Annotated in this window: 3 protein-coding genes and 1 pseudogene; 3 read left to right on the top strand and 1 reads right to left on the bottom strand. The window is 74.5% G+C overall.

Features of this window, described 5'->3' with window-relative positions; all coding sequences use genetic code 11:
• Positions 1 to 7: 7 nt before the first annotated feature.
• Positions 8 to 22,696: an ADP-ribosyltransferase gene (locus ACSTA4_RS17410; RefSeq protein WP_444960192.1), complete on the bottom strand. Its 22,689-nt coding sequence runs from the start codon at positions 22,694 to 22,696 to the stop codon at positions 8 to 10.
• Positions 22,697 to 23,489: 793 nt separating this feature from the next.
• Here ACSTA4_RS17410 and ACSTA4_RS17405 point away from each other — a divergent pair.
• The 3 genes and pseudogenes from ACSTA4_RS17405 to ACSTA4_RS17395 form a co-directional block, all read left to right on the top strand.
• Entirely contained in the window at positions 23,490 to 23,882 is a 393-nt protein-coding gene (locus tag ACSTA4_RS17405) for a hypothetical protein (protein WP_013153550.1), read from the top strand.
• A gap of 42 nt (positions 23,883 to 23,924) precedes the next feature.
• Complete coding sequence (locus tag ACSTA4_RS17400) at positions 23,925 to 24,278, top strand: hypothetical protein (RefSeq protein WP_013153549.1); 354 nt, start codon at positions 23,925 to 23,927, stop codon at positions 24,276 to 24,278.
• A 63-nt stretch (positions 24,279 to 24,341) separates the two neighbouring features.
• Positions 24,342 to 24,458, top strand: a pseudogene (locus ACSTA4_RS17395) (IS481 family transposase); the annotation flags it as partial.
• Positions 24,459 to 24,578 lie beyond the last annotated feature (120 nt).

Here is a 24,578-nt window from a genome sequence, read left to right as displayed (position 1 = left end):
TCCTTCGTCACGGTCGCGGTGTGAACGGCAGCACGGTGACCCGCAGGGTCCACTGCCCGGTGTCGGGGTCCTGGAGCGCGTCGTCGATCCTGAAGCGCGTTCCGCGCGGCAGGAGGAGTTCCCGCTCGGAGCGGTGCACGCTGTCGTCGCCGATCCACAGGGCCGGGTGCCCCGCGGGCACGGCCAGGTGGAACTGGTAGGCGGCGGTCCGGTTCACGGTCTCGGCCCCCAGCGACCCCGAGAGGAAGCCCCGTTCGACGAACTCCGTGCCGATCAGGTCCGTGGCGTCGTGGAAGGGCCGCCCCGGCGGGGCCATGAAGCCCACGTCGAACACCGAGCGCCGTACCTCGACCGCCTCCGGAACCGGCTCCACGGCCCGGTCCAGCATGTCCATCCCCTCGCGCAGGAGGTCCCAGGTCTCCTCCGCGTTCTCCTTGGACGGGGTGTGCCCGCCGAACCACTTCTCGACCCACGCGCCGAAGAACCGGTGCTCGCTGAGCCGAAGGACCTCGGACTCGGGGCTGGCGTGCCGGGAGAAGTCGTTGTAGAACTGCGCGTTCTTCGTGTAGGCCCGGGCGGAGTTCTGCTGCTCCGCGGTCAGGGACGGGAACCGGCGGCCGAGGACGAGCTTCCCGTACCCCGCGCCGTCGCCGTCGGTGGCGAACCGGCGCACGCCATCGGGGCCGACGTGTCCGGGGCGGTCGTCGGGCAGGTCCGGCCCGGCGGGACCTCCCCCGGAGGCCGCGGCATCGGTTCCGGCGGCGGCGTCCAGCCCCAGGAGCGCGGTCAGGAAGGTTTCGGTGCTGTCGCCGAGTCCTGCCGCTTCGGGGTCGGTCACGGTGGTGTACGTGCTGGTCTGCACGCTGAACACCTGGAGGTCCGAGGTGTCCCCCGCCTGCTGTTCCGGGGCCGGAGCGGTCTCCGGCCGCTGCGGGACCACCACCTCGGCCTCTATGTGGAACCCCGGCAGTCCGAACGATCCGCCCCAGCCCGCGCGGGTGATCCGGTAGGTGGTGCCCCGGGCGAGGACGACCTCGCGCTCCTCCGGGTAGTCGCTCCTCTCGCCGATCCACAGGCCGCGGCTGCCCGCGGGCACGGTCAGGTGGACGACGTGCCGGGATTCGGCCTTGTGGTGCCCGGCCAGCCGGTTGCCCAGCGACACGGACATGAAACCGGGCTCGGTCTGGACGGTGCCCACCAGGGAGTAGGGGTCCATGTCCCGGAACCCGTCGAGGAACGCGACGTCGGACAGGCCGCGGACCATCTCGACAGTCTCGGGCAGGGGGCGGTCGACGGCTCGGTCGAGGCGGCCCAGGGACGCGGCCACATCGGCCGCGGTGGGGAACACGCCCCCGTTGGACCGCGCCACGGTACCGGCCCCGCCCGCGTTCGCGTACCAGCCCGCCAGTTCCGCCTCCGGGTCCGGCGCGTCGAGGATGTACCCGACGAAGCCCGCGGTGTGTCCGGGGACCAGGTCCCGCGCCAGGAGTTCGCGAAGGCGTTCGACGGTGGGCCAGGACAGGCCGTTCAGCTCGTACAGGCTCCAGCCGCGGGCCGCCATCGGATCCGTGCGGACCTGGAGGCGGGTCGACTCGCGCACCCTGTCCAGGGCGTCCTGGACCCGTTCGGCCGGGAGGTTGTCGCGGACGACCGCGTTGAGCCATCCGTCGGCCGTGTACCCGCGCACGTCCTCGCGCTGCCGTTCGTGGAGGGTGTCGAAGGCGTGCGGGTTGTTCGCCGGATCGTGGAGCCAGCGGCCGTAGGCGTCGGTCTCCTCCACGGAGCGGAACCGCCGCACGCCCCGGTCGTCGACGTACCCCCTGCCGTCGTCGGCGGGAACGGTGCCGACCGGGAGCCCGGTCCCGGCGACGGAGGTGTCCGCGGAGGCGTCGGTGCGGGCCGTGTGTTCCTCCTCCCCGCCGGGAGCGGCCGTGTCCTGCCCGGTCCCGCCGGTCGCGGGAGGGGCGTCCTCCACGGTCGGCGGCCGGGCCCCGGACGCGGCGCCGGCCTGTTCCGGAAGGATGGCCTCGGCGGACAGCAGCAGGCCGTGGGCGGTCCTCTCCGCGCCGGTGACGCGATAGGACATGCCCCGGGGCAGGACGATCTCGTGGTTCGACGGCCGCGGGCCCTGCGTCCCCAGCCAGAGCCCGTGCGCGCCCTCGGGAAGGGTCAGCCGGACGGTCGCCGCGGGGTGTCCCGGGCCCACCGGTTCCGGGTTCACGGAGACCGTGGTGTAACCCGGACTGCTCTGGACCGTGCCCACGAGGCCGGAGGGATCCCCCTCGTCGTACCCCTCCGGGAACCGGAGGCCGCGGGTGTGGGGCAGGACCCACGTCGTCTCGATCGCCCCGGGGAGCGGGCGCCCCACCGCTTCGTCGTAGGTCCCGAGCAGTTCCCGCACACCCTCGGCGGAGGGGTAGGTCCCCCCGTTGGCCGCGGCCAGCGCCCCGGCCGCACCGCTCCTGCGGTACAGCTCGGCCAGCCGGTCCTCGGGTCGCCCCAGCGTGAGGACCGTCCGCAGGAAGTGCGTCCTGGGAACCCCCTCCTCCGCGGCGTCCACGATCTCCCGCAGCCGCTCCGGGGTGGGCCAGGCGAGGCCGTTGGCCTCGTAGATCTCCCAGCCGCTGCGGCCGTGGGGGTCCACGACCGAGGGCCGCTCGATACGGCTCATCGAGCGCAACCGGTCGAGTTGCGTCCGCATGTCGTCCGGGGGCACCAGCGCCAGGTCCGCGAGCCACGGGGTGTCCGAGAACGCGGCGACGACGCGGCGCGCCTCCGCGGGGAGGGTGTCCAGTACCGGCATACCGCGCTCCGCGCGCGCGGCCCGGTGCGCGTACCAGTCGGCCTCGGCGGGCGTTCGGAACCGCCGGACACCGGACGCGTCCACCCGTCCGTCCGAGAGCGGGTCCGCGAAGGGCTCCGGACCCAGGACCACCTCCGCGGAGAGCACGGTCACGACCCCGCCCGTGTTCGGGTCGAACGCGTCCCGGACACCGGTGATCCGGTAGGTGGAACCGCGGGCGAGGGTGAGTTCGCGCTGCCCGGGATCGTGGCTGCGGGAGCCGATCCAGAGGCCGTGCGCTCCCTGGGGGACGTTGAGCCGCAGGAGGTAGCGGAAGGGGGCGGAGTCGGTCTTGAAGGGCTGGTCGCCCAGGGTGGTGGACATGTACCCGGGCTCGGTGTGGACCGTGCCTTCGAGGTCGTTGGCGGCGTACCCGCCCACCGCGTGCAGCAGGTGGTCGATGGAGTGCATGCCACGGGAGACGACCAGGCCTTCGGGCAGGGGGCGGTCGACGGCGTCGTCGAGGAGGCGGAAGAGTTCCAGGACGCGGTCCACGTCGGGATAGGTCCCGCCGTTGTGGCGGGCGATGACCCCGGCGTACCCGGCGTTGTGGAACCAGTGGCGCAGCTCCGCGGCGGGGTCGCGTGCGGTGAGGACGTAGTCGACGAGTCCGGCGGTGCGCGGGGGGAGGCCGTCCGGGTTCGCCCGGATCTCGCGCAGCCGGTCGAGGGTGGGCCAGGAGAGCCCGTTGGCCTCGTACAGGTCCCAGCCGTGGGCGGTCGCCACGGTCGCCGCCCGCCCGGCCTCGTGCCGGGCCCCGGCCCGCACCAGTTCCAGCTGGCTCGCCACACCGGCCGGGGACAGGGGCCGGATCCGGGCCAGCCGGGTGATCCAGGCGGACCTGGTGTAGGCGTCGACCATCCCTTGCCGGTCGGCGGGCAGGGTGTCGAAGGCATGGGGGTTGTTGGCCGGGTCGTGGAGCCACCAGTCGTAGGCGTTCAGTTCGTCCAGGGAGCGGAAGCGCCGGTATCCGTCGTCGCCGACGTGTCCGCGGCCGTCGCCCGCCGGAAGGCGCGTCCCCTCGTCGACGACCGTGGAGGCGTCCGAGTCGTCGTCCCGGTCCTCCGCCGACGGCTCCCGCGCCGACATGTCCGGGGGTACCGGCTCGGCGTCGATCTCCATCCCGTCGTCGGTGATCCGGACGTCGGTGACGCGGTAGCCGAAGTCCCGGGGCAGGACCAGCGCGTACCGGTCGCCCGTCGCGCCCCGGTCGCCGACCCACAGGCCCCGGGCGTCTTCGGGGAGGACCATGCGGACGACCGCCACGGTGTCGCGCGGCGCGGCGGTGAAGGGCGAGTCGCCCAGGGAGACGGTGGCGTATCCCCGCTCGCGCTGGTCCCTGCCCACCACGGCGGTCAGGTCGTCCCAGTCGTATCCGTCGAGTTCGGCGAGGTCCCGGTCGACATCCAACGCGAAGGACACCGCGATCGGGCCGGGCAGGGGCCGGTCCACGGCCGCGTCCATGTCCCGGATGATCTCCAGGGCCCTGTCCCCGGTGGGGTAGACGCCGCCGTTGGCCCGGGCGATCTCCCCCGCCTCGTCCGCGTTCTCGTACCAGTGGTCCAGCCGCGCCCGCGGCTCGGACGACCCGAAGACGTCCGCCGCGATCGCCGCGAACGCCGGGGAGCGGCCTCCCTCGGCGTACAGTTCCCGCACCCGTTCGAGCGGGGGCCACGACAGGCCGTTCGCCTCGTAGAGCACCCACCCGTTGGGACGGTCCGGGTCGGCGGCCTTCTCCAGGCTGGTCCTGCTCCACCGGTCGAGCCGGTCCTGGACCAACGCCGGGTCGGAGGCCGCGAGCCGGGCGAGTTCGCTGAGCCAGGGGTTCGCGGTGTGCGCGCCGATGAGGGCGCGCAGCTCCGGCGGGAGGGCGCCGTAGGTGTGCGGGGCGCCGTCCAGGTCGTCCATCCGCTCCGCGTAGGCGTCCAGCTCCTCCCGGGTGCGGAAGACGCGGGCCTCCCCGCCGCTCGTCTCGGGGGCCGCGACCGCGGTGTCGCCGTCGTCCGTGCGGTCGAGCGGGGTCCGGTCGGTGCGCGCGGCCGAGGCCGTCGGCGTGTCGTCGTCGGAGTCGTAGCGGTCGAGGAGGGGGCGGTCGTCGTAGGCGTCGTCGTCGGAGTCGTAGCGGTCCAGGAGCGGCCGGTCGTCGTAGGCGTCGTCGGCGCTCTCGTGCCCGGAGTCCTCCAGTCCCAGGAGCGCCGCCAGCCCGGCCTCCTCGTCCGCGCCGAGGCCGGGTTCGTCGGCATCGGTGACGGTGGCGTCCGTGTCGGTCTCCACGGTGAACACGTGCAGGTCGGCGGACTCCTCGACCCGCGGCGGGGCCGGGTCGGCATCCGGCCGCGGCGGCACGATCACCTCGGCCTCGATGTACAGGCCCTCCAGCCCGCGGGAGCCTCCCCAGCCCGCCCGGGTGATCCGGTAGGTCGTACCCGCGGGGAGGATCAGTTCGCGCTCTCCGGGGTACCTGCTCTTCGAACCGATCCAGAGGCCCCGGGAACCGCGGGGGAGGACCAGGTGCACCGCGTGGGCGTACCTGGCCGTGACCCCGGCGAGCTCGTTCCCCAGCGACGTGGACATGAACCCGCGCTCGGTGTGGACGGTCCCCACGAGGGAGTAGGGGTCCTTGCCGTCGAAGCCTTCGAGGTGGTCCAGTTCCTCCAGGCCGCGGATCACCTCGATCCCCTCGGGTAGGGGCCTGTCGATGGCCTCCGTCAGGGTCCGCAGGTGTTCGAGCGCGCGTTCGGGGGTCGGGAACACGTCGCCGCTCGACCTGGCGATCTCCCCGGCCTCACCGGCGTGCACGTACCAGTGGTCGAGTTCCTCCTGCGGGTCCTGCGCGTCCAGGATGTACCGGACGAAGCCCTCGGCCCTCTCCGGAACGCGCCCCTGCGCCAGGAGTTCCCGCAGCCGGTCCAGGGTCGGCCACGCGAGGCCGTTCATCTCGTACAGCTCCCAGCCGCGCGAGCCCATGGGGTTGGTCTCGAACGCCGCGACGGTGTCCTGGCGCATCAGGTCCAGCACGATCGCCACTTGGTCCGCGTTCATGGACTCCCGGGCCACGGTGTTGAGCCAGCCCTCGATCGTGTAGCCGATGACCCGGTCCCGGTGCTCGGAGTCCAGGGCGTCGAAGGCGTGCGGGTTGTTGGCCGGGTCGTGGAGCCACAGGTCGTAGGCGTCGAGTTCCTCCTCGGTGCGGAACCTGCGGATCCCGTTCCCGTCGACGTACCCCCGTCCGTCGCCGGGCCCGTGCCCGGCGCGGAGCGCGTCCGGCCCGCCGGCGGCGTCGTTCGTCCCGCCGGGCGCGGCCTCGGCGGCGGGCGGCGCGCCCACCACCGCGGGTGCGGGGGCGCTGTCCGCCACCGTGGGAGCGGGGGCGCCGCCCGTCGGCGCGTGCACCCGCGCGGTGATCACGGGGAGGCCGCCGGACGCGTCCACGGAGTCGATCCGGAAAGCGGTTCCCGGCGGGAGGACGACCTCCTGGTTCTGGGGGCGGGGGCCCGCGTCGCCCAGCCAGAGCCCGTGCGCCCCCGACGGCAGGACGAGGCGGACGACCGCGGCCGCCCCGTCGCCCGGCCCGGTCGGCCGCGGGTTGAGCGCGACCGCGGTGTACCCCCGGGTGGTCAGCGCGGAGGGGTCGCGCGGGTCGAATCCGCGCAACTGTTCCCGCGCCGCCGCGTGGCCCAGGTACCAGGTGCTCTCGACCGCCTCGGGCAGCGGACGGCGGACGGCGTCCTCATAGGAGGCCAGCATGTCCAGCAGCCTCTCGGGCGAGGGGTAGGCGCCCCCGTTCGCGCGGGCCAGGACCCCGGCGGCCCCGGCCGTGTTGTACAGCCCGCCGAGCCTGCGTGCCGCCTCCTGGGGGCCGTGCCTGAGGATGTCGGTGATGAACCGCGCCCGCGCCGGGTTGCGCCCCTGCTCCACGGGCAGGAGCTGGAGCAGCCGGTCGGGGGAGGGCCAGGTGAGGCCGTTCGCCTCGTACAGCTCCCACCCGAGGTTCCGCTGCCGGTCCGCCGGGGTGGAGGCCGGGGTGACACGGCTCGCCGCGCGCAGGGAGTCCAGCAGTTCCCGGGCGCCGTCCGGGTCCGTTCGGGTGAGGTCGAACCCGCCCGCGAGCGCGCTGAGGGCGCGGGCGAGGTCGTGCCGCGCCCGGGGGAGCGCGTTGACGGCGTACGGGTTGTGCGCCGGGTCGTGGAGGCGGTGACCGTACCAGTGGGCCTCCTCCGGGTTCCAGAACCTGCGGACGCCGTCCCCGCCCGTGCTCCCCTCCGAGAAGAGGTCGGGCACCGCCCTCGGCAGGGCGACCACGGTCGCGGTGAGCACTGTCTGCGGGCCGCCGGATTCGGGGTCGATCCCGTCCTGGACGCCGGTGATGCGGTACGTGGTGCCGCGGCCGAGGGTGAGCTCCATCTGCTCCGGGTCGTGGCTGCGCGTACCGATCCAGAGGCCGCGGCTCCCCTGGGGCACGTCCAGGCGCAGCAGGAAGGGGAATCCGCCCGAGTCCGTCTTGAACGGGGAGTCGCCCAGGGTGGTGGACATGTAGCCGGGTTCGGTGTGGACGGTGCCCACCAGCAGTCGGGGGTCCGCGCCCCCGGTCGTGCGCAGGAGGTGGTCGATCGACTGCATGCCGCGGGACACGGCCATGCCCTCGGGCAGCGGGCGGTCCACCGCGCCGTCCAGGAGGCGGAACAGCCGCCGGGTCGCGGCGGCGTCGGGGTAGACGCCTCCGTTGAGCCGGGCGATGACCCCCGCGTAACCGGCGTTGTGGAACCAGTGGTCGAGTTCGGTACGGGGGTCGGGGGCGTCGAGGATGTACCGGATGAGCCCCCGGGTCCGCGGGGGCAGCGGCCGCGGGGAGGCCGCGATCTGGCGCAGCCGTTCCACGGACGGCCAGGCCAGTCCGTTGGCCTCGTACAGGTCCCAGCCGTGGGCCGTCTGCGCCGTGTCGGGGTCGGCGGCCTCGGCCCGGGACTGGGAGCGCCACTCCATCAGCTGCCGCGCGACGGTCTGGGGCAGGAAGGGCCGGATGCGGGCGACACGGGTGATCCAGGCCGACCTGGTGTAGACGTCGACCATCCCTTGCTGGTCGGGGGTGAGGGTGTCGAAGGCGTGGGGGTTGTTCGCCGGGTCCTGGAGCCACCGGTCCTGCCCGTCGACCTCCCCGGGCGAGTCGAAGCGGCGGATGCCGTCCTCGTCGAGGGTGCCCCTGCCGTCGGTGTCCGCGTCCGAGGCGTCCGAATCCGTGTCCGAGGTGTCCGATTCCGTGCCGTCGCCGGTGTCGTCGCCTCCGTGGCCCGCGTCGTCGTGGACGGCGGCGGGCTCCGCCGGGGGTGCGGCCACCGGTCGCGGTTCCGCGGGCAGGGCCACGGCGGTGATCTCCACGATCCCGTCCGACTCCGTGACGCCGGTGACGCGGTAGCCGGTGCCGCGGGTGAGGAGGAGCGTGTACGGGTCGGAGGCGTCCGCCCGGTCGCCGATCCACAGGCCGCGCCCGCCCTCGGGCACGGTCAGGCGGACCAGGGCCGCGGTGTCGTCTACGGTGGCCGGTGAGCGGTCCAGCGAGGTGCGCAGGTACCCCGCCTCCCGCTGCTCGGTGCCGACCAGCGAGGAGGGGTCGCCCTCGACGTATCCGACGAGTCCGTGGAGGCCTTCGTCCCCGCTCAGCGCGAAGGTCACCTCCACGGGGCCGGGAAGCGGGCGGTCGGTCGCGGCGTCCAGGATGCGCAGGGTGTCCAGGACCTCGTCGGCCGTCGGGTAGGCGCCGCCGGCGGCCTTGGCCAGGGCTCCGGCGTCGTCCGCGTTGTCGTACCAGTGGCGCAGCCGTCGGCTGGGGTCGGGCGCCCTGAAGATGTCGTTGACGAGCCGGTCGAAGGTGCGGGTGGACCCGCCGTCGGAGTGGATCTCCCGGATCTCGGTGAGCGTCGGCCACCGGTTCCCGTTCTTCTCGTAGAGCGGCCAGCCGTTGAGGTCGTCACCGCTCGCGTTGTCGCCCGCGTCGTACGTCAGGTCCTCCAGCCTGTTCTGGACGGAGTCGGTGTCCAGTGAGGGGATCCATGTGAGGGACGACAGCCAGCCGCTTGCCGCCTGCGCGACGACGGCCTCGCGCTGCTCCCGGGGCAGCGCGTCGAAGGTGTGCGGGTTGGTGCCCGGATCGTTGAGCTCCGCGGCGCGGGCGGCCGGGTCCTCCAGCCCCAGGAGGTCGGCCATCCGGTCCTCGCGCTCGCGCGTCCAGCCGGGTTCGGGGAGGCGTCCGCCCTCCTCGGCCGGGTCCTCGTCGGCCGTCTCCATCAGGAACACGGTGGTCTCGTCGCCCGTGTTCGGCTCGGGCGCAGACCGGGTCGGAACCGGCCGCGGGGACGGCGCGGTCCCGGGGTCGGAGGACTCCTCACCGGTCACCGGTCCGCTCCGGCCGGGCGGGGTCTGCGTGTTCAGGGCGCTGTGGAACGTGTCCAGGAGCGGGTCCGCCGGGGCGCTGGGGGGTGTGCCGGTCGCGGGCCCGGACGCCTCCGACCGGGCTGACTCCGCGTCATCGGTGCCGGTCAGCCCCAGGCCGCGGGCCAGGGAGTCGAGGTCGGCGCCGCTCATCCCGGCGCCCTCCCCGTCGGGGTCCCGCACCTGCCCGGCGATGTCGGTCACGGCCATGACGACGGGGTTGTTGGAGCCGAACGAGCCGGAGAACCCCGGCATGTTCATGCGCATGTCCAGCCTCGCGCGCGCGACGGAGCCCGGAGGGGTCAGCTCGGCGATGGACCGGGCCCGGTCCAGGGCGGCCGCCCGCGCGGCGGCGTCGTCGCGGGAGGAGGCCGCGTCGCCGAGCGCGATACCGACGGCGATGTTCGCGGCCACGTTGACGGTACGGGTCAGGCTCTCGTGCCGGTCGGCCGCGTCCTGGGCGGCCGTGATTGCGTCGCGGCGATGGGTGTCCGCGCTCTGGGCGGCGGCGCGGGCCTCCTCGACCCGGACCCCGGCCCCGGCGGTGCGGGCGGCGGTGTCGGCGGCCTCGTAGGCGATGTGGGCGGCGCGTTCGGCGTTTTGGCGGGCGGTGTCGGCCTCCCCGGCCCGGGTCAGGGCCGTGTCGCGCTCGCGTGCGGCGTCGGTGATCCGGTCCGGGTTCTCGGGGTCGACCTCGGGCGGTTCGGGGATCGCGTCGCGGGCCGCGGCCGCGTCGGCGCCAGCGCGCGCGGCCACGCTCTGCGCGGCGGCGGCCAGGTCCGCGGCCAGAGCGACCGCGGCGGTGACCGCTTCGGGGGCGGTGCCGGCGATCTCCCAGGCCCGGTCCGCCAGGTGCTCGGCGGTGTCCTGTAGTTGTTCGAGGCGGTCGATCGCCGCGGTCGGGTCGGGGCCGTTGGCGTCCCGCAGCGCGGAGGCCAGGTCCGCGGTGAGGCGTTGCGCCGCCTGGTGTATCCCGATCAGGGCCGCTGCCGTGTCATTCGCGTTCAGGGCCTGGTCGATGCGCTCCAGCGCCTGGCCCGTCCAGGCCGGGGCCGTGGTGGTGGGCCCGTTGTCGTGGGTGGGGGGCAGGATCTGGGCGTGGAAGAGGTAGCCGCGCCCCCAGGGTTCGACCGCGGTGATCTGGTAGCGGGTCCCTCGGGCGAGGATCACCTCGCGTTCGCCGGGGTGTTGGCTGCGGTCGCCGACCCACAGCCCGTGGGAGCCGTGCGGCACGGTCAGCCGCATCAGGTCGACGGGGGAGCCGCCCGCCGCGGAGGGGACGGTCCCCAGGGAGACCGACAGGTAGCCCTGTTCGACGTGTGTGGTTCCCGCGAGGGTGTGGGGGTCGGTGCTGCCCTCGCCCAGTAGGTGCTGGTGGTGGTACATGCCGTGCACGGCCTCGAAGCCCTCGGGGAAGGGGTGGCCGGTGGCGCGGTCCAGGCGCCGGAGCAGCGCCAGGACTTCCGGGGCGTCGGGGAAGTGCGCCGGTTCCCCGTGCAGGGCGAGGGATTCGGCGATCCGGCCCGCGTTTCCGGAGCTTACCTGGAGGTTGTCCAGTGCGGCCTGCGGATAGGGGTTGTCCAGGACGCCTCGCACGATCCGGGTCTGCTCGGGGCTCAGTGTCCCCTGCTGCGCGGCTTCTCGTAGTTGTGCCAGGTCGGGCCAGCGGCCGCCGCCGATCTCGTAGACCTGCCATCCGGGGTGGGGTCGGCTCTGGTCGCGGATGCGGTCCAGTTCGGCCTGCACGGTCGCTTCGTTGAGCGGGTTCAGGCGAGCGAAGCGGTTGAGCCAGGAGGAGCGGGTGTAGGCGGAGACGGCGTCCTGGGTCGCGGTGGGGAGGGCGTCGAAGGTGTTGGGGTTGTAGGCGGGGTCGTGCAGGAGGGTGCCGTAGCGGTCGGTTTCGGCGCCGGTGGGCAGTCGGCGGATCGTCCCGGACACGGCGGGGTCGTCGGTGTCCGCCAGCCCCAGTCCGCGGGCAAGGGAGTCGAGGTCGGCGCCGCTCATCCCGGTGCCGTCCCCGTCCGGATCCCGCACCTCTCCGGCGATGTCGGTCATGGCGAAGACGGTCGTGCGGGAGGTGGTCCCCGGGTGCTGCGGCCCGGCCGCGGGGGCCGGGGTGCGCGAGTCCGGTTCCGTCGTCGTGCCGCTCGGGTCGGGCGCGGCCGGAGCCTCCCGGGGCGTGAGGCCGAACAGCGGGCGGAGCTGCTCCTCCAGCGGCGCGCTGGGTGTGGAACGGGGGGCCGCCGGCGGCGGGGCGTCGGGCGGGGTGATATCGGCGAGGTGGGCGGCGGTGGCGTTGGTCGCGGTGGTCCAGGCAGTCACGGCGTCGTTGTAGGCGCCCAGGGCTGTCCGGTAGGCGGTGGTCTGGGTTCCGTAGGCGGTGCGGGCGTCGTCGAGGGCCGCGCGGTTCGCGGGTGTGGGGTCGGCGGCGTGGGCCTTGTACGCGTCGAGGTAGGCCTTGACCAGTGCGGGGAGTTTGGCGCGCTGCTCGGTGTAGGCGGCCTCGGCGTCGGCCATGGCCTTGGCGGCGTCGTACTCGGCGGTGATGGGCGCTTCGGCGGCGTCTGCCTGTTCGGAGGTGAGGACGCCCAGGGCTACGGCGTCGCTCCGGGAGATCCAGGCGCTGGTCCTGTTGGTGTGGTGGGAGGTGAACTGCCGGGGGACGGTGCCACCGAAGAACGCCTTCTCCTCGGTTCGGGCGCCGGTGGTCCAGGTGGTGTCGAACTCCACCAGGTAGGCGGTGCCGAGCCGCTGGCGCTCCATGTCGGAGGGCTCTCCGCTGGCCAGGCCGTCGCCCGTGGGCGAGTCACCGGTGATGGTGCGCGCCGTGGCCTCCCCGGAGCCGGTGAGGTAGGCGTTGCGGTCGTTGTCGTCGGGGTCCACTGTGTGGTGGCCGGTGGGCCGGAAGGCCGTGGTGGCGGTGGTTCCGCCGCCCTGGGAGCGGCTGTGGGAGACGCTCCGCCCTTCGGCCTCCTTGTGGACGAGCCTGGCGTCGGGGCGCGCGGTGACGATACGGGCGCCGGTGAAGTCGGGGGTGGCGGCGACACGCCACTGGGTGCGCCCGATCCGCAGGATGTCGGTACCGGAGGGGCGGCCGAGGTTGTGCGAGAGGAGGCCCTTGAGGGCCACGGGGTTGAGGGAGTTGTCGATGGGGGTGTAGCGGGGGTCGAGTTCGAGGCGGTCGGCGATGTGGCGGCGGGCGTCGTCGGTGGCGCGGGCGTGGTGGGCGCGGAGCTGGTCGAGCTGCTCGGCGGTCGGGTCGCCTCCGAAGTCGGGGGCGACCGGGGGCTCCCAGCCGAGCGACGCGGCGACGGTCCGCAGCGCGGTGTCGCGCAGGTCGGGTCCGTGGACGGCGGTGGGCATGATGACGGCGTCGCGCAGCGCGTCCGGCGGCGGGGCGAGCTCCCCGGTGGCGGTGGTGAGGGCGCCCGCGAGGGTGTCGCCCGCGCGGGGGGTGGCGGTGGGAGGCGCGGGCACCGTGTCCAGCGGTGCGGCGGGCGCCGCGGGCGGGGTGAAGTCCAGCGACGAACCCAGGTGGAAGGTGCGTATCCGTCCTCCGTCCACCGTCGCCGTCTCCACGACCGGCGACTTGTACTCCAGGTACGGCGCCCTCTCCCCCCGCCTGACCCCCGCGGTGGGCACGAGCCCGTCGCCGTCGACCTCGATGGTCAGGGTCAGGGACGCGTCCTCCGTCATCTTCACGTAGGGGCCGGAGGACTCCATCACGATGGTGTGGGTGGTCTCCGCGGACGAGGACAACCCCTCGGACGCGTTCCGGGTTCCACCGGCCCCCGCGGCGGGCGAGACGAAGAGGAGGCTGCTGTCCGGCGGCCGGTCGCTGCCGCCGTTCGTGCCGCTGGGCTGCCAGGGGACGAAGTCCAGGCCCGTGGTGTGCGAGGCCTGCCGGGAGTCCTCGTGCGAGTGCTCGGCCTGCCAGGAGTGGGCCTCGACGGTGGCGGCGGCCGAGGTGACGTAGTCCACCCGGGGGTTGGTCCTGTCCAACTTCACCAGGACCCGCGCGGGCTTGGAGAAGTGGGCGTTGCGGTCCGTCGACACCACGTTGACGGGAACGGGCGGGAGCGCGTCCGTCGCGGTCCCCAGCTGCTCGGAGAGGGTCACGAGCAGGCGCTCCTTGCCCCCGCGGCTGAGGGTGAGCCCGTGGGCGCGAAGCCTCGTCTCCAGCGCGTCCACGGCGCGGGCCGGGTCGACGGGGAGGGCCTGCCTGCCCGCGCTGTCGAATCCGGCGCGGACGCGGGCGTGGGGCGGTGGTGCGGGGTTGGCCTGGGTCGAGGGTTCGGGCGCGCCGTCGTCCCCGTGGGTCACGGCGTCGGTGATGACGCCGGCCTGTTCGGCGTCGCGGGCGGTGATGTAGCCCGAGACGAGGTCGTCGACCCGGGCCCTCCACCCGGCGTACCTGTGGGTCCACCAGTTGGGGAGGTTGAGGCCGCGGTGCTTCTTGAACTCCCACGCCTGCGCGATCGCGCCCGCGGCGGTGAAGGCGTAGACGGCCGCCGCCTTGGGCAGCAGGAGGAGCCCCGAGGCGGAGGAGACCCCGGAGTCCGTCGTCTCGCCGCGGCGGAGGAAGCTCCTGATGTGGGAGGGACCGGCCATGGGGATGATGCCGTCGGCGGTGGACCGGTCGGCGCCGGATTCGGCCCCGCCCTCCTCGATGGAGTTGGTGGTCCCACCGGCGAAGCCCGTGAAGCGGGCGAAGAAGCCGCTGATCCTGGTGACGGCGGCGGACGCCGTCGACGACGTCTCGGCCTGGACGGTGGCCTGTGCCTTGGTCAGCCTCAGGTCGGTGATCTCGCCGACCGTGACCTTGGTGACCCCGGTGGCCCGCATGTCGTTGGGGGACAGCCAGGTGCCCCGCATCTCGATCCGCCTGCGGCGGCCCGACTCCGCGAAGGAGGCGGGATCGGAGGCCACCGCGGTGGGGGACACGAGGTTGGCGAGGAGGGCCGATCCGCCGACGCCGTCCAGGAAGGAGGAGAGCTTCATCCGCCCCCCGTCCGACCAGAACCGGCGCGGACGGGAGAACACATCGAGGGTGCGGCGCAGGAGGTTGCGGCCCGGTCCCGTGTCGCCCGCCTCCCGGAGCAGGGGGTTGACGTGCTCGATGATCGCGCCGTGGTCCAGCAGGACACGCGTGTTGTCGGTCGGCGGGTCGGCGGGGGCCTCCCCCTCCGCCCCGGAGGTCCGGGCGGTCCCCTCGGACGGCGCGGCCCCGTCCTCGGCGCCCGGGGCGTCCTCCCCGGGGGAGTCGCGGCGCCCCGGACGGGGGTCGAGCATCTCCCGGGCCTCTTCGGGGGTCAGTTCCGACCGCTCCCGGTCGGCCTGCCCCGGTTCCGGCCGCGCGGAGACCAGGTTGTCGCCGACGGTGGTGGGCGTGACCACGGAGTAGGTGGCCTTGATGGGCCTGTCCAGCAGGTCCGTCCCCCGGCTGGTGCCGCGGGCCTGCTCATCGGCGTCGTGGTCGTGCAGGCGGGCGCTGAGCACCACCTCGCCGCTCCACCGGTCCGAGCCCTCGGGGAAGAACAGGCGGGCGTCGGACTTGTGCTCCAGGCCGTACGCCGCGTCGAAGTGGTCGACCCGGTTCCAGCCCATCGAGGCCATGAACCCGCCGAGCAGCCGGGCGAACCCGCGGGCGTCGCCCTCGGCCGAGCGCACCATGCCCGAACCGGCGGAGACGGCGAGGGTGAACGCGCTCCCGGTCGCGGACTCGGTGGAGGCCGAGGCGGTGCCGCGCACCCGAAGGCCCGTCTCGGCGGTGCTCTTCCCGTCGTGGGACAGCCGGCCGAACTCCGCGTGCAGCCGGACGGTGACCGTGTTCGGGCGGAGGAACTCCTTCAGCCTCGCCATCAGGGTCGGGTCCACCGTCGCCGACTCCCGGAGCCGGACGGGCAGGCCCTCCCCGGGGCGGGCGAGCCTTTCGAGGCCGTCCTTGCCCAGGGTGCTCTGGAGGGTGTCGCGCACCAGCATCGTGTTCTTGTAGGCGGTGTCGTAGGAGCGGCGGAACCCCCAGCGCTCACGGAACGAACGCTCGAAGTAGGAGGCCTCCTCCCGTCCGGGCCTGCGGGCGTAGGTGTTCCGGTCGCGGGCCAGTTCGGGGATGACCAGGCCAGGGCGCTCGCGTGCGATCCCGGCCAGCACGTCGTCCAGGTACCGGTCCAGGACGCCGCGCCGGTCGTCCGACGTGACCGGCGGTGCCGATGCCCCGGAGGTGTCCGGGGCCCCGGTCCCCCGGGAGCCGTCGGAGTCCCCGTCGCTCCCGTCGCCGGGGGCGGGAGAGCTCCACTCCAGGCCGAGGAAGTGGGACCCCCGGAAGTGGACGGGGTTTTCGGTGTCCAGGTGCGGGAAGGGCGGGCGCCGCTCGCCCTCGCCCCCGCTGTCGGCGGGCCCCTCGCCCCGTGCCGCCCGGTCCAGCCGGCCCGCGGTCTCGCCGGGGAGCAGCTCCACACCGGTGACGGTGAAGTGGTGGGGCGCCGCCTCGCCCTGGACGTGGACGAACAGGTCGTGGGAAGCCTCGTAGGCGGCGAACCTCTCCGTGGAGGAGACGTAGCGGCTGAGGGACCGGTGCTCGCCCGAGCCGGAGGCGTTGTGGCTCTCGGAGTGCAGCGACTGCCACCAGGTGGCCTCCACATGGGGGGCGTTGACACGCAGGGTTCCTCCGGAGGGGAGCTCGGCCACCAGGCCGAAACCGGTCCCTCCCGTCAGGGTGAAGCTCGTGTTGCGGCTCTGGGTGAGGCTGGTGCCGTCCTTGACGCTCTCCTTGAAGGTCGCGTCGTCGATCAGCGGGCTGTGGTCCTTGATCCGGTAGTCGCGCGGCCTCGCGGAGAACTCCATCATCACCTCGCCCAGGCGGGGGTGGGAGGCGCTCACGGTGACCGGACCCCGGTCCAGGTGGGGGAGGTACTCCTGGAAGGAGTCGTTGTCGAGGACGTGTCGAATCTCGTGCTGCCACCGCGCGATGTCCTGGCCGGTGCCCGGCCCGGTGAGGTCCTTCATCCACTGGACCGCGGTGTTCTCGCTGGTCGCCTCCCTGTTCAGCCGGTAGGCGTCGGAAACCAGGTAGTCGGCGACCCAGGAGCCCAGGTCGGTGTGCGCCGGGCCCCTCCCGTCCGGGGCGTTCGGCGTGACGCTGTGGACGGCGATGGGCAGACCGCCCGTCGGGCCGAGGTTGCGGGGCCGGCGGCCGGGGCCGTCCCCCTCCCCGGTGCCCGGGGCGAGGTCGATGCGCCCCGGCATCCCGTCGGGCCGCCCCTGGACCTCGCCGGCCAGGGTGAACACCATGCCGTCACGGATCACCGAGGAGCCGACGGGGAGGTCCACGGCGGGCGCAGGGGCCTCACCGGTGTCCCTCCCGCTGGTTCCGCCCGCGGCGGGTGCCGTCCCGTCCCCTTCCGGCCGCGCGGTCACCTCGGCCCACACTCGCAGGTCGTTGGCGTAGAACTCGGGCTTGGCGAAGGTCGTGTACTCGATCTTGGAGGCGGCGGTGGTCGTCCCGCCGTGGGACGCCGCGCGCTGCCCGCGGGAGAAGCTGCCGCCGGCCGTCACCCACGGTCCCACCGCGGACCCGGTGACGTCGCCGAGCAGCAGCGGGCTTCCCGTGAAACGCGCCGCGAGGATACGGCGCGGGTCGTAGGACGATGAGCCCCCGGTGGTGGCGGAGCGGCTGCGCTCCTCCTCCCGGGACTCCAGGGGCGCTCCCGACTTCCGGTGCTCGACGTCCAGGTGCCGGTACCCGGCGGGGTCCTCGGACGCCAGCGAGACCCGGACGGTCCAGGACCTGGGGACGGCGCCGTCCGTCCCGGGGTCGGTGACGGTGATCTCCCGGCCCCCGGGCGCGAAGAAGGCGGACATGCCGTGTTCGTGCGCCACCCGGTTCAGGGCCGCGTCCACCAGCCGGGGGAGATCGGGCGGCGGGTCGGCGATCCGCTGTCCGACGATGCCCGCGACCGCTTGGTGGACCGCCCTGGTGAACAGGCGGTCGGGGCCGCTCAGCCGCGAGGTGACGAGGTAGTCCAGGTCGTACCGGGCGTCCGTCTTCTCGCGCAGGCGGGACGCCGACGGCAGGTCCGAGGGGAGCAGCGCCTCGGCGCGTTCGGCCGAGAGCACGGTGTCCTGCGCGTGGCGCCGGGCGTCGGAGAGGTCCTGCGCGGTGCGTCCGAGCAGGTCGCGGGCGCCCCCCACCAGTGCGTCCGTCCGCCGCAGGTCCGCCTCGACCCGCGTGGCCGCCGGATGGGCGCTGTCCGGGGCTGAACGCAGCGCGGCGGACGCCCGGCCCAGGGAGTCCAGGGCGGCGCCGGTGCCGGCGACGCGTGCGGACCCCGCGAAGGCCTCCGCGTCGGTACGCGCCCGCAGCGCGGAGTCCGCGGCCTCCCGCGCCTCACCGACGGCATCGGTGAGGCGCCGGACCGCGTCCCGGGACTCCTGCGGACGGCGGGGGCTCGCGGTGTCGGCCAGGACCGCGGTCCGGACGGCGTCCTCCGCCCGCGCGAGCCGGTTCCGCGCGATCCCGGACCGCCGGTAGGCGTCGTCGGCCGCCATCCGGGTACCGGCGGAGTCGGACGCCGCGCGGTGCGCGGCCGCGGTGAGGGCTTCCACGGCCGCGGTGGTGGAGTCGTGGCGTGCGGTGGCGGCCTCCTCCACGCGCGCCCGCGCCTCGGCCCGCTGCCGGTCCGCCCGGTCGCGACCGGACCGGACGGCCGCCTCGTCGCCCGTGACGGTGCGGTGGGCGTCCGTGCCGGGGGCGGCCGCCCGGGCGATCCGCTCCGCCAGCGCGACCGACGCGGCGGTCCGACCGGCGAACCCCTCGGCCTGGTCCGCGGCCAACCGCACCGATCCGGCCCCGTTGGCGGCGGTGTCCCGTTCCCGCACGGCCTGTTCCGCCGCGGTGACGGCGGCCGCGGTGTCGTCCGCGTCGGCCGCGTCCCGCGCCGCCCGCGCGGCCCGGTCCGCGGCCTCGCGCGTGACGCGCAGGGCGTTGGCGGCTCCGGTGGCTGCGCGCTCGGTCGCGGCCGCGGTCCGCTCGGCTTCCCCGGCGACGCGGCTGGAGACGGCCGTCAGGGCGCCGTCCGCGGTCGCGGCGGCGTCGCGGAACGCGGCGTCGGCGTCCCGCGCGTGGCGCTGCGCCCCCTCCCGCAGCCGCACCGTCTCCTCGTGGCGGGCGCGGACGGCGGCCTCGGCGTCGGCGGCGGCGCGGTGGGCGTCCGTGTCCGGAGCCGTCTCCCGGACCGCCTGCTCGGCACGGTCGAGGGCGGCGGACGTCGCGCGGGCGGCCTCGGCGGCCAGGCGCGCCGCGTCCCGCGCCGCTCCGGCCGCGCGGGCGGTCTCCTCGCGCGCCCGGGCGGCCTGTTCGGCGGCGGTCACGGCGTCCGCGGTCCCGGTGGCGGCGTCGGCCGCCGTCCGGGCCGCCGCGGACACCCGGTCCGCGGCCCCGCGCGCCAGGCCCAGGGCATTCTCCGCCGTCTCACGGGCCCGCTGCGCCACGGTTTCGGCCTCGGAGGGGGAGAGCGGGGCCGGCGGGGTCTCGGTGTCCGCGTCTGTCGCGCGCGGTCCGGGGTCCCCGGTCCGGTCCGGCGTCGACGATTCCCCGGACCGTCCCTGCGGGGCCGGTGCGTCTCCGTCGCCGTCCACCAGCGCCGTGTTCACGGTCGTCACCGGGGCCGGTGCGCCGTAGGGGGAGGGGCCCCGGTCCGCGGGGTCCTGCATCGCGTAGCGGACGTAGTCCGTCGTGAGCCGCCCGCCGGGCAGCCAGAGCCGGGCGCGGACCGGGTCGTGGCGGTCCCGGAGGTGGCGGCCGATACCGCGGGCCAGGACCTCGGCGTCCCGGACGCGTCCGGGAGGGATGGACCCGCCGCTCAGCGGGACGCGCCTGTCGGACGGGTCGGAGAGGACGTACACCAGTGCCTGCGCCAGCGTGCGCGCCTCGCGGATGGAGCGGTTCTCCGGGACCGGACCGCCGACCGGTCGCAGTGATCTCCAGAACTCGGCGCCCAGCGCCCGTGCCCTGGGGACGTCGTTGTCCGCGAGGGCCCGGGTGAGTTCGGGCAGGCGGTCCAGGACCGACGCGGCGCGGGCGTCGGCCCTCGGGTCGATCCCGGAGACGGTGGGGTCGGTGCGCGTCTTCGCGGGGGTGTCGGAGCCGCTGTCCGCCGCGCGCTCGGGCCCGGGAGCGGGCGGTGCCGCAGGCGCGTCCGCGTCCGCGCTCCGCGTGGGGGCCGGCGTGCCCTCGGCCGTGTCGGACGTCGTGGCCTCGGCGGCGCGCGCGGGGTCCCCGGCACCCGCTACCGGCGCCCCGCTGTTCCGCGTCGCGCTCGCCCAAGGAGCGGAGGGCAGGGTGTCGCGGACGTACTGCGTGGTCAGGCTGCCGCCCGGGAGCCAGAGCCGTGCACGCGCCGGGTCGTGGCGGTCCCGGAGGTTGCGTTCGACGCCCCCCAGGAGTGTGGCGGCGTCCTCGGCCTTGTCCGCAGGGAAGGCGTCCGGGGCGGCGGGAACCCGCGGGTTCGCCGGGTCGGACAGGGTGAAGACCAGCCCGAGCGCCAGGGTGCGGGCCCTGCGCACGGAGGGGTTCTGCGGGGAGCCGTCGTCGGGCCGCGGGGCGAGCAGGTTCTGGATGTCCGCGCCCACCGCCCGCGCCCGCGCGACGTCCCCGTCATCCAGGTGCCGTCGGGCCTGCGCGACCAGGTCCGCGGCGCGATCGGCTCGTGCGTCCGCGGGGTCGGCGGCGGGTGCCGACTCGCCGCTGTCCGTCTCCGGGGGCGCGCTCCCGGGCGAGTCCTCCTCGGACGGTGTGGGACCGGTGCCGGAGCGGGCCGGAGGAGCACCGTCGCCGCCCTGGTCGCGGACGGTGTCACGTCCGGTTCCGGATCCTCCGGTCGCATCGGCGTCCCCGGTGCTCCGGATGGCGTCGTGGCGGTCCGCGGAGGGGACGGCCGCACCGGGCGGGGGTGTCTGCGGGTCGGTGCGCACGGTCTCCGGGACCGGTCCGTCCGAGAGGGCGGGAGCGCTGGGAACGCGCCCCGCCGGACCGCTCTCGGTCACGGGGAAGGCCAGGAGGCCGGACCCGGGAACCGCGTCCGGGATGCCGGGAACGCCCTCCGGAGCCTTCGCGTCCTTCACGGCCGGGTGCGAGGCGGCGGCCTCGACGGGCGGCGCGTCCTCGGCGTCCGACCACGCGGTGTCCAGACTCGACGTTTCGGAGGCGGCGTCGTCGAACAGCGACGACGCGTCGGAGTCCGTGTCGCCGAGGGAGGAGTTGTCGTCGGCTTCGCCCGGGGTGTCCGGGACGCCGTCGACGGGGTTCAGCGAGGCGTCGAACGAGTACGGGGACGCGCTCCCGGAGGGGGCGGCCGTCGGCGGGGCCGCGATCTCCCGGATGTCGGCCGGGTCGGGGGACTCCGCGGTGACGGGGGAGGGGGAGTCGTTCCGCTCGGGACCGGCCTCTCCGGCGGGGGCCGGTTCCGGATCGGACCGCGTCGTCTCCTGTGCTCCCGGGCGGGACGGCTGGCCCGCCTCGCCGGACGGGCGGCCCGGGGGAGCCGTACCCTGCGGCGGCGCGGCGCGGTCGGCGCCGACCGGGGGCGTCACGGCGGCCGGGGCCGGTGGGGGGACCTCGGTTCCCTCCTCGTGCGGGGGCGCCGGGGTCCGGTCCCGGGAAGCCCCGGCGCCCGTGGCGTCATAATCACCGGTGAGCGGACCGGGGGTGTCTCCTCGACGGTAGGCATCGGTGTGGTCCGCCCCGTCCGGGCCGTGGTCCTGCTGCCTCCGGGCCGCAGGGGCGCCCTGGTCTCCGGCGGCCGGGGAGCCGCCGGGGCGGTGCGCGTCCGTGCCGCTCGCCGGGGCTTCGTCCCCGCCGTCGTGCGTTCCGTCTCCGTCACCCCGTACCGGGGCGGGCTCATCGACGCCGACGGGCGGTACGACGGTGGTGTCGGGGGCGTCGGGACCGTCGGCGGACGTGGGCCTCCCACCGCCGTCTCCGGCGGCGGGCCACACCGTGGGAGCCGCGCCCCGTACCGGGTCCCCCTCGGCCCGGTCGGGCCGCTCCGGCTCCGGGGGCGGGGGGAGGTCGGGCGGAAGGAGGGTGCCGCCGGGGCCGCTGAGCGCGTCGATGCCCGCCAGCGCCGAGTCGGTGGTCAGCTGGTGGGCCGTGTTCATGGTCGCGCCGGACGTGGCGGACCAGGGGGTGACGACGAACCCCTGGCCGCTGGCGAGACTGCCCAGGCCCTCGCTGAGGAAGCCCTCCGCGGCCCCGGTCCCCGCGCCCAGTCCCAGGCCCCGCACGTAGGGCAGGAACCCCTGCGCGCTCTGGTGCAGTGTTCCGGCGAGGTTCTGCGGGACGTCGGACAGGTGCTCGCGCAGGGGCGGGGGCAACCGGTCGCCGATCGTCCGGGAGAGCCGGGAGCCCAGGTCCGGGTCGCCCCACGAGCGGATCAGGGTGTCGGCGTAGTCGTCGCCCAGCCGTCGCGCCTGGTCGGCGCCCATGCGTTCGGCGAAGGAGCGCTGGAACACGTCCGCCACCTCCGCGCGGAACGCGTTCTGTTCGACCGCGTTGTCCCAGGAGCGCGCCCCGGTGGGGGAGTTGGGGTGGAACGGGACCAGCATCTCGTCCCGGTGGCGGGTGAAGAGGTCGGCGAGGTCGTCGTTGAGCGTGCTCGGCGGGGGTACGGGGTCCGGCACGCCGTTTTTGACCTGTGGCGGGGGCACGGGGTCCGGCAGACCGCGCAGGTCGTCCATGCTGCGGCTGAAGGCGTTCGCGAAACCGCTGCTGACGAACGCTCCGACACCCCCGGAGATGCCGGCGGAGACGAGCCCCTCGATCACGGCCCCCACGTGCGCGTCGTGCGCCAAGCGCTTGTCGAACCCGTCCCGGTCGCCGTTGGCGATCTGGACGCGCTGGATCAGCGCGCCGAAGCTCGCGAAGACCTGGCTGACGACCTGGTGACTCGGAACGGTGACGAGGAACCAGGCGATGAGACGCCGGATGGCCAGGCTCCGGATCGCCTTGAAGACCGGGATCCACTTCAGGGAGGCGCCGAAGGTGAACTTGGCCGTCGCGATGGCCCAGGTGATCTCGGCGATGAGCTGGGCCACCTGGACCCAGACCATCGCCACCATGTAGTCGACGTTCGCCGCCGCCTTGCGCAGCTCGGTCGAGAGCATGCGGCTCGTGCTCGCCGCGTTGCCGATGTAGTCCCTGTCGCCGCTGGTGAAGGCGGCCAGGGAGCGGTTGTAGTAGTCGGAGGCCGCTCCGCCGAAGTGCCTCCGGACGTTGGTGCGCGTCGTGTCCATGACGTCGGAGAGCTCGTGCAGTTGCTTGTCGAGGAGGTCGTAGACCTCCGAAGCGGCGCGCATGGCCGGTGCGCTGGCCCGGGGAAGGTCGATGCCCAGCACCACTTTGACGAAATCGTGTGCTGAGTCACCCATTTTCTGGGGGTCGAACAGCATTCCCGACCCCTTTCCCCACCACGCGCATCTGAAGCGAGGGTAAAGGTAACATCATCGCGCGCAGGAGTGGAACCCGCCCCTCTGGTTTCGAGGTGTTCCGCGGGTGCGGACGCGGGATTTTGTTGCGTCCGTGTTTCCGGGCTTTTCCGATCGGGTGCCGAATACGGAGGGGGATGACCCCTATGTATAGTCACGACTCCGCGGGTTGCATTCACCTCACCCGGTGCGGTACCTGTTGTGTCGGGCGGAGGGGAATGATTCGCCGGGGCGGCCCGGTCCCGTGCGGTGATCCCCCCTTCCTCCTTTCCCTGTTCTGTTGCCCGTGATCGCTTTCCTGTTCCTTTCTCAGGTGTGCGTCGCCGGGGGAGGGCCTCCTGTCGGGACCCGGCCTGACCACGGCTACCGGGATCGCTGGCCGGGGCCGGCCCGGGAGCGCCTCCGACCTCCCGGGGCGGGGCGGCACCGCCCACTCGGGAGGCCGGGTGGGAACCGACCGCGAACGGAGTTCTCCATCCCATTCGGAAGGCGTGCCGGTGCGGTGTCCTTTGTCGCGTTGGGCTGCGTGACCGAGACCGGATCTCCGGCGTGTCGGTTTCCCCGGCCCCGGGGCGGTCGCGCCGGCGGTGCTCGGCGGGTGTCCGGGGCGCCGCCGCGCAACAGCGGGGCCGGGTGGTGTTCCGGCCGCCGTCCGGAGTGCCGTCGGCAGCGCGCTTCCACGGGCCGTCCCTGTCGTGAACGACCTGAGTAAAACCTTGAAGGAGATCCTGAAGGCATGAGTTCACCGATACGGGAGCAGATGGAAGCCGAACTGCGGCGGCTCGATACGACACTGAGGGAGCTCATGGAGGCGGGCGAGGGCCTGGAGTCGGAGACCGAGGAGGCCACGTCCAGGAACCGGCTGGTGACCGCGGAGGTCGACGCGACCGGTGACCTCGCCGGGCTCGTGTTCCACACCGACGGGTACCGGGGCATGGCCGCCGCAGAGCTGTCGGCTACGATCGTCGAGGTGATCGCCCGCGCCCAGCGGCGGATGGCGGAGCGGGCCGTGCAGGCGTACGACTTCGCCTCCCCCGAAGGCGTCGACGCGTCCGCCGTGCTGCGCGGCGAGGTGGACGTCGAGGAGACCCTGCGCGCACTGGGCTTCTCCCCGCGCGACCTGGAGTGACGGTCCGACCGCAGCCATCAGACAGCGAACAGGAGGAGAACGATGTCCGCATCACACGGCCGGCTCTCCGTCGACGTAGACGGGATCGGGCGGCACAACAAGCTCGTCTACGAGGCCGCCGACTTCACGGACGAGGTGGTGGCCGACGCGCGCGACGCGATCACGTCCTTCGAGGAGGCGCCCTGGGGGGTCGAGGGGGAGTACTCGAAGCGGATGCAGGAGACCCTGGGCGAGGCGGAGAAGATCCTCTGGCAGCTCCTCGACTACGTCGCCGTGGCGCAGAGGCAGGCCGCCGACGGGGTGGTCCGCACCGTCCACGGTCTCTCCGCCGCCGATGACGCCAACGCCGACGTCCCCGGCTCGTTCGACCCGCGCACGCGCGGCGGACGCCGCTGACGGTCGCACGCACGCGGTCCACCGCCAAATGCTGGGCCGACCGCTGCCGCGCCCAAGGCCAGGGCCGGGATGGACGGCGCCTCCAGCCGCCCGCGCCGCTCACCCCAGCGCGCCCCCGCCCGCCGCGAACGCCGCGTGATCGAACTCCGCCGCACCCGCCGATGGGGCCCGGCCCGCATCGGCGGCCCTTCGGCGAACCCTCCCCGCATACCGTCTGGGAACGCCGGGAAACGCCGGAACCCGCCGCCCACGCCCCCAGAAGTCCCGTGTGACAGGTGTCGCACCCTGTCATCGCTGGGC

It is taken from the genome of Nocardiopsis sp. M1B1, from assembly GCF_052466615.1.
The sequence above is the reverse complement of the archived record's forward strand: the minus strand, read 5'-3'. Positions and strand labels throughout refer to the sequence as shown.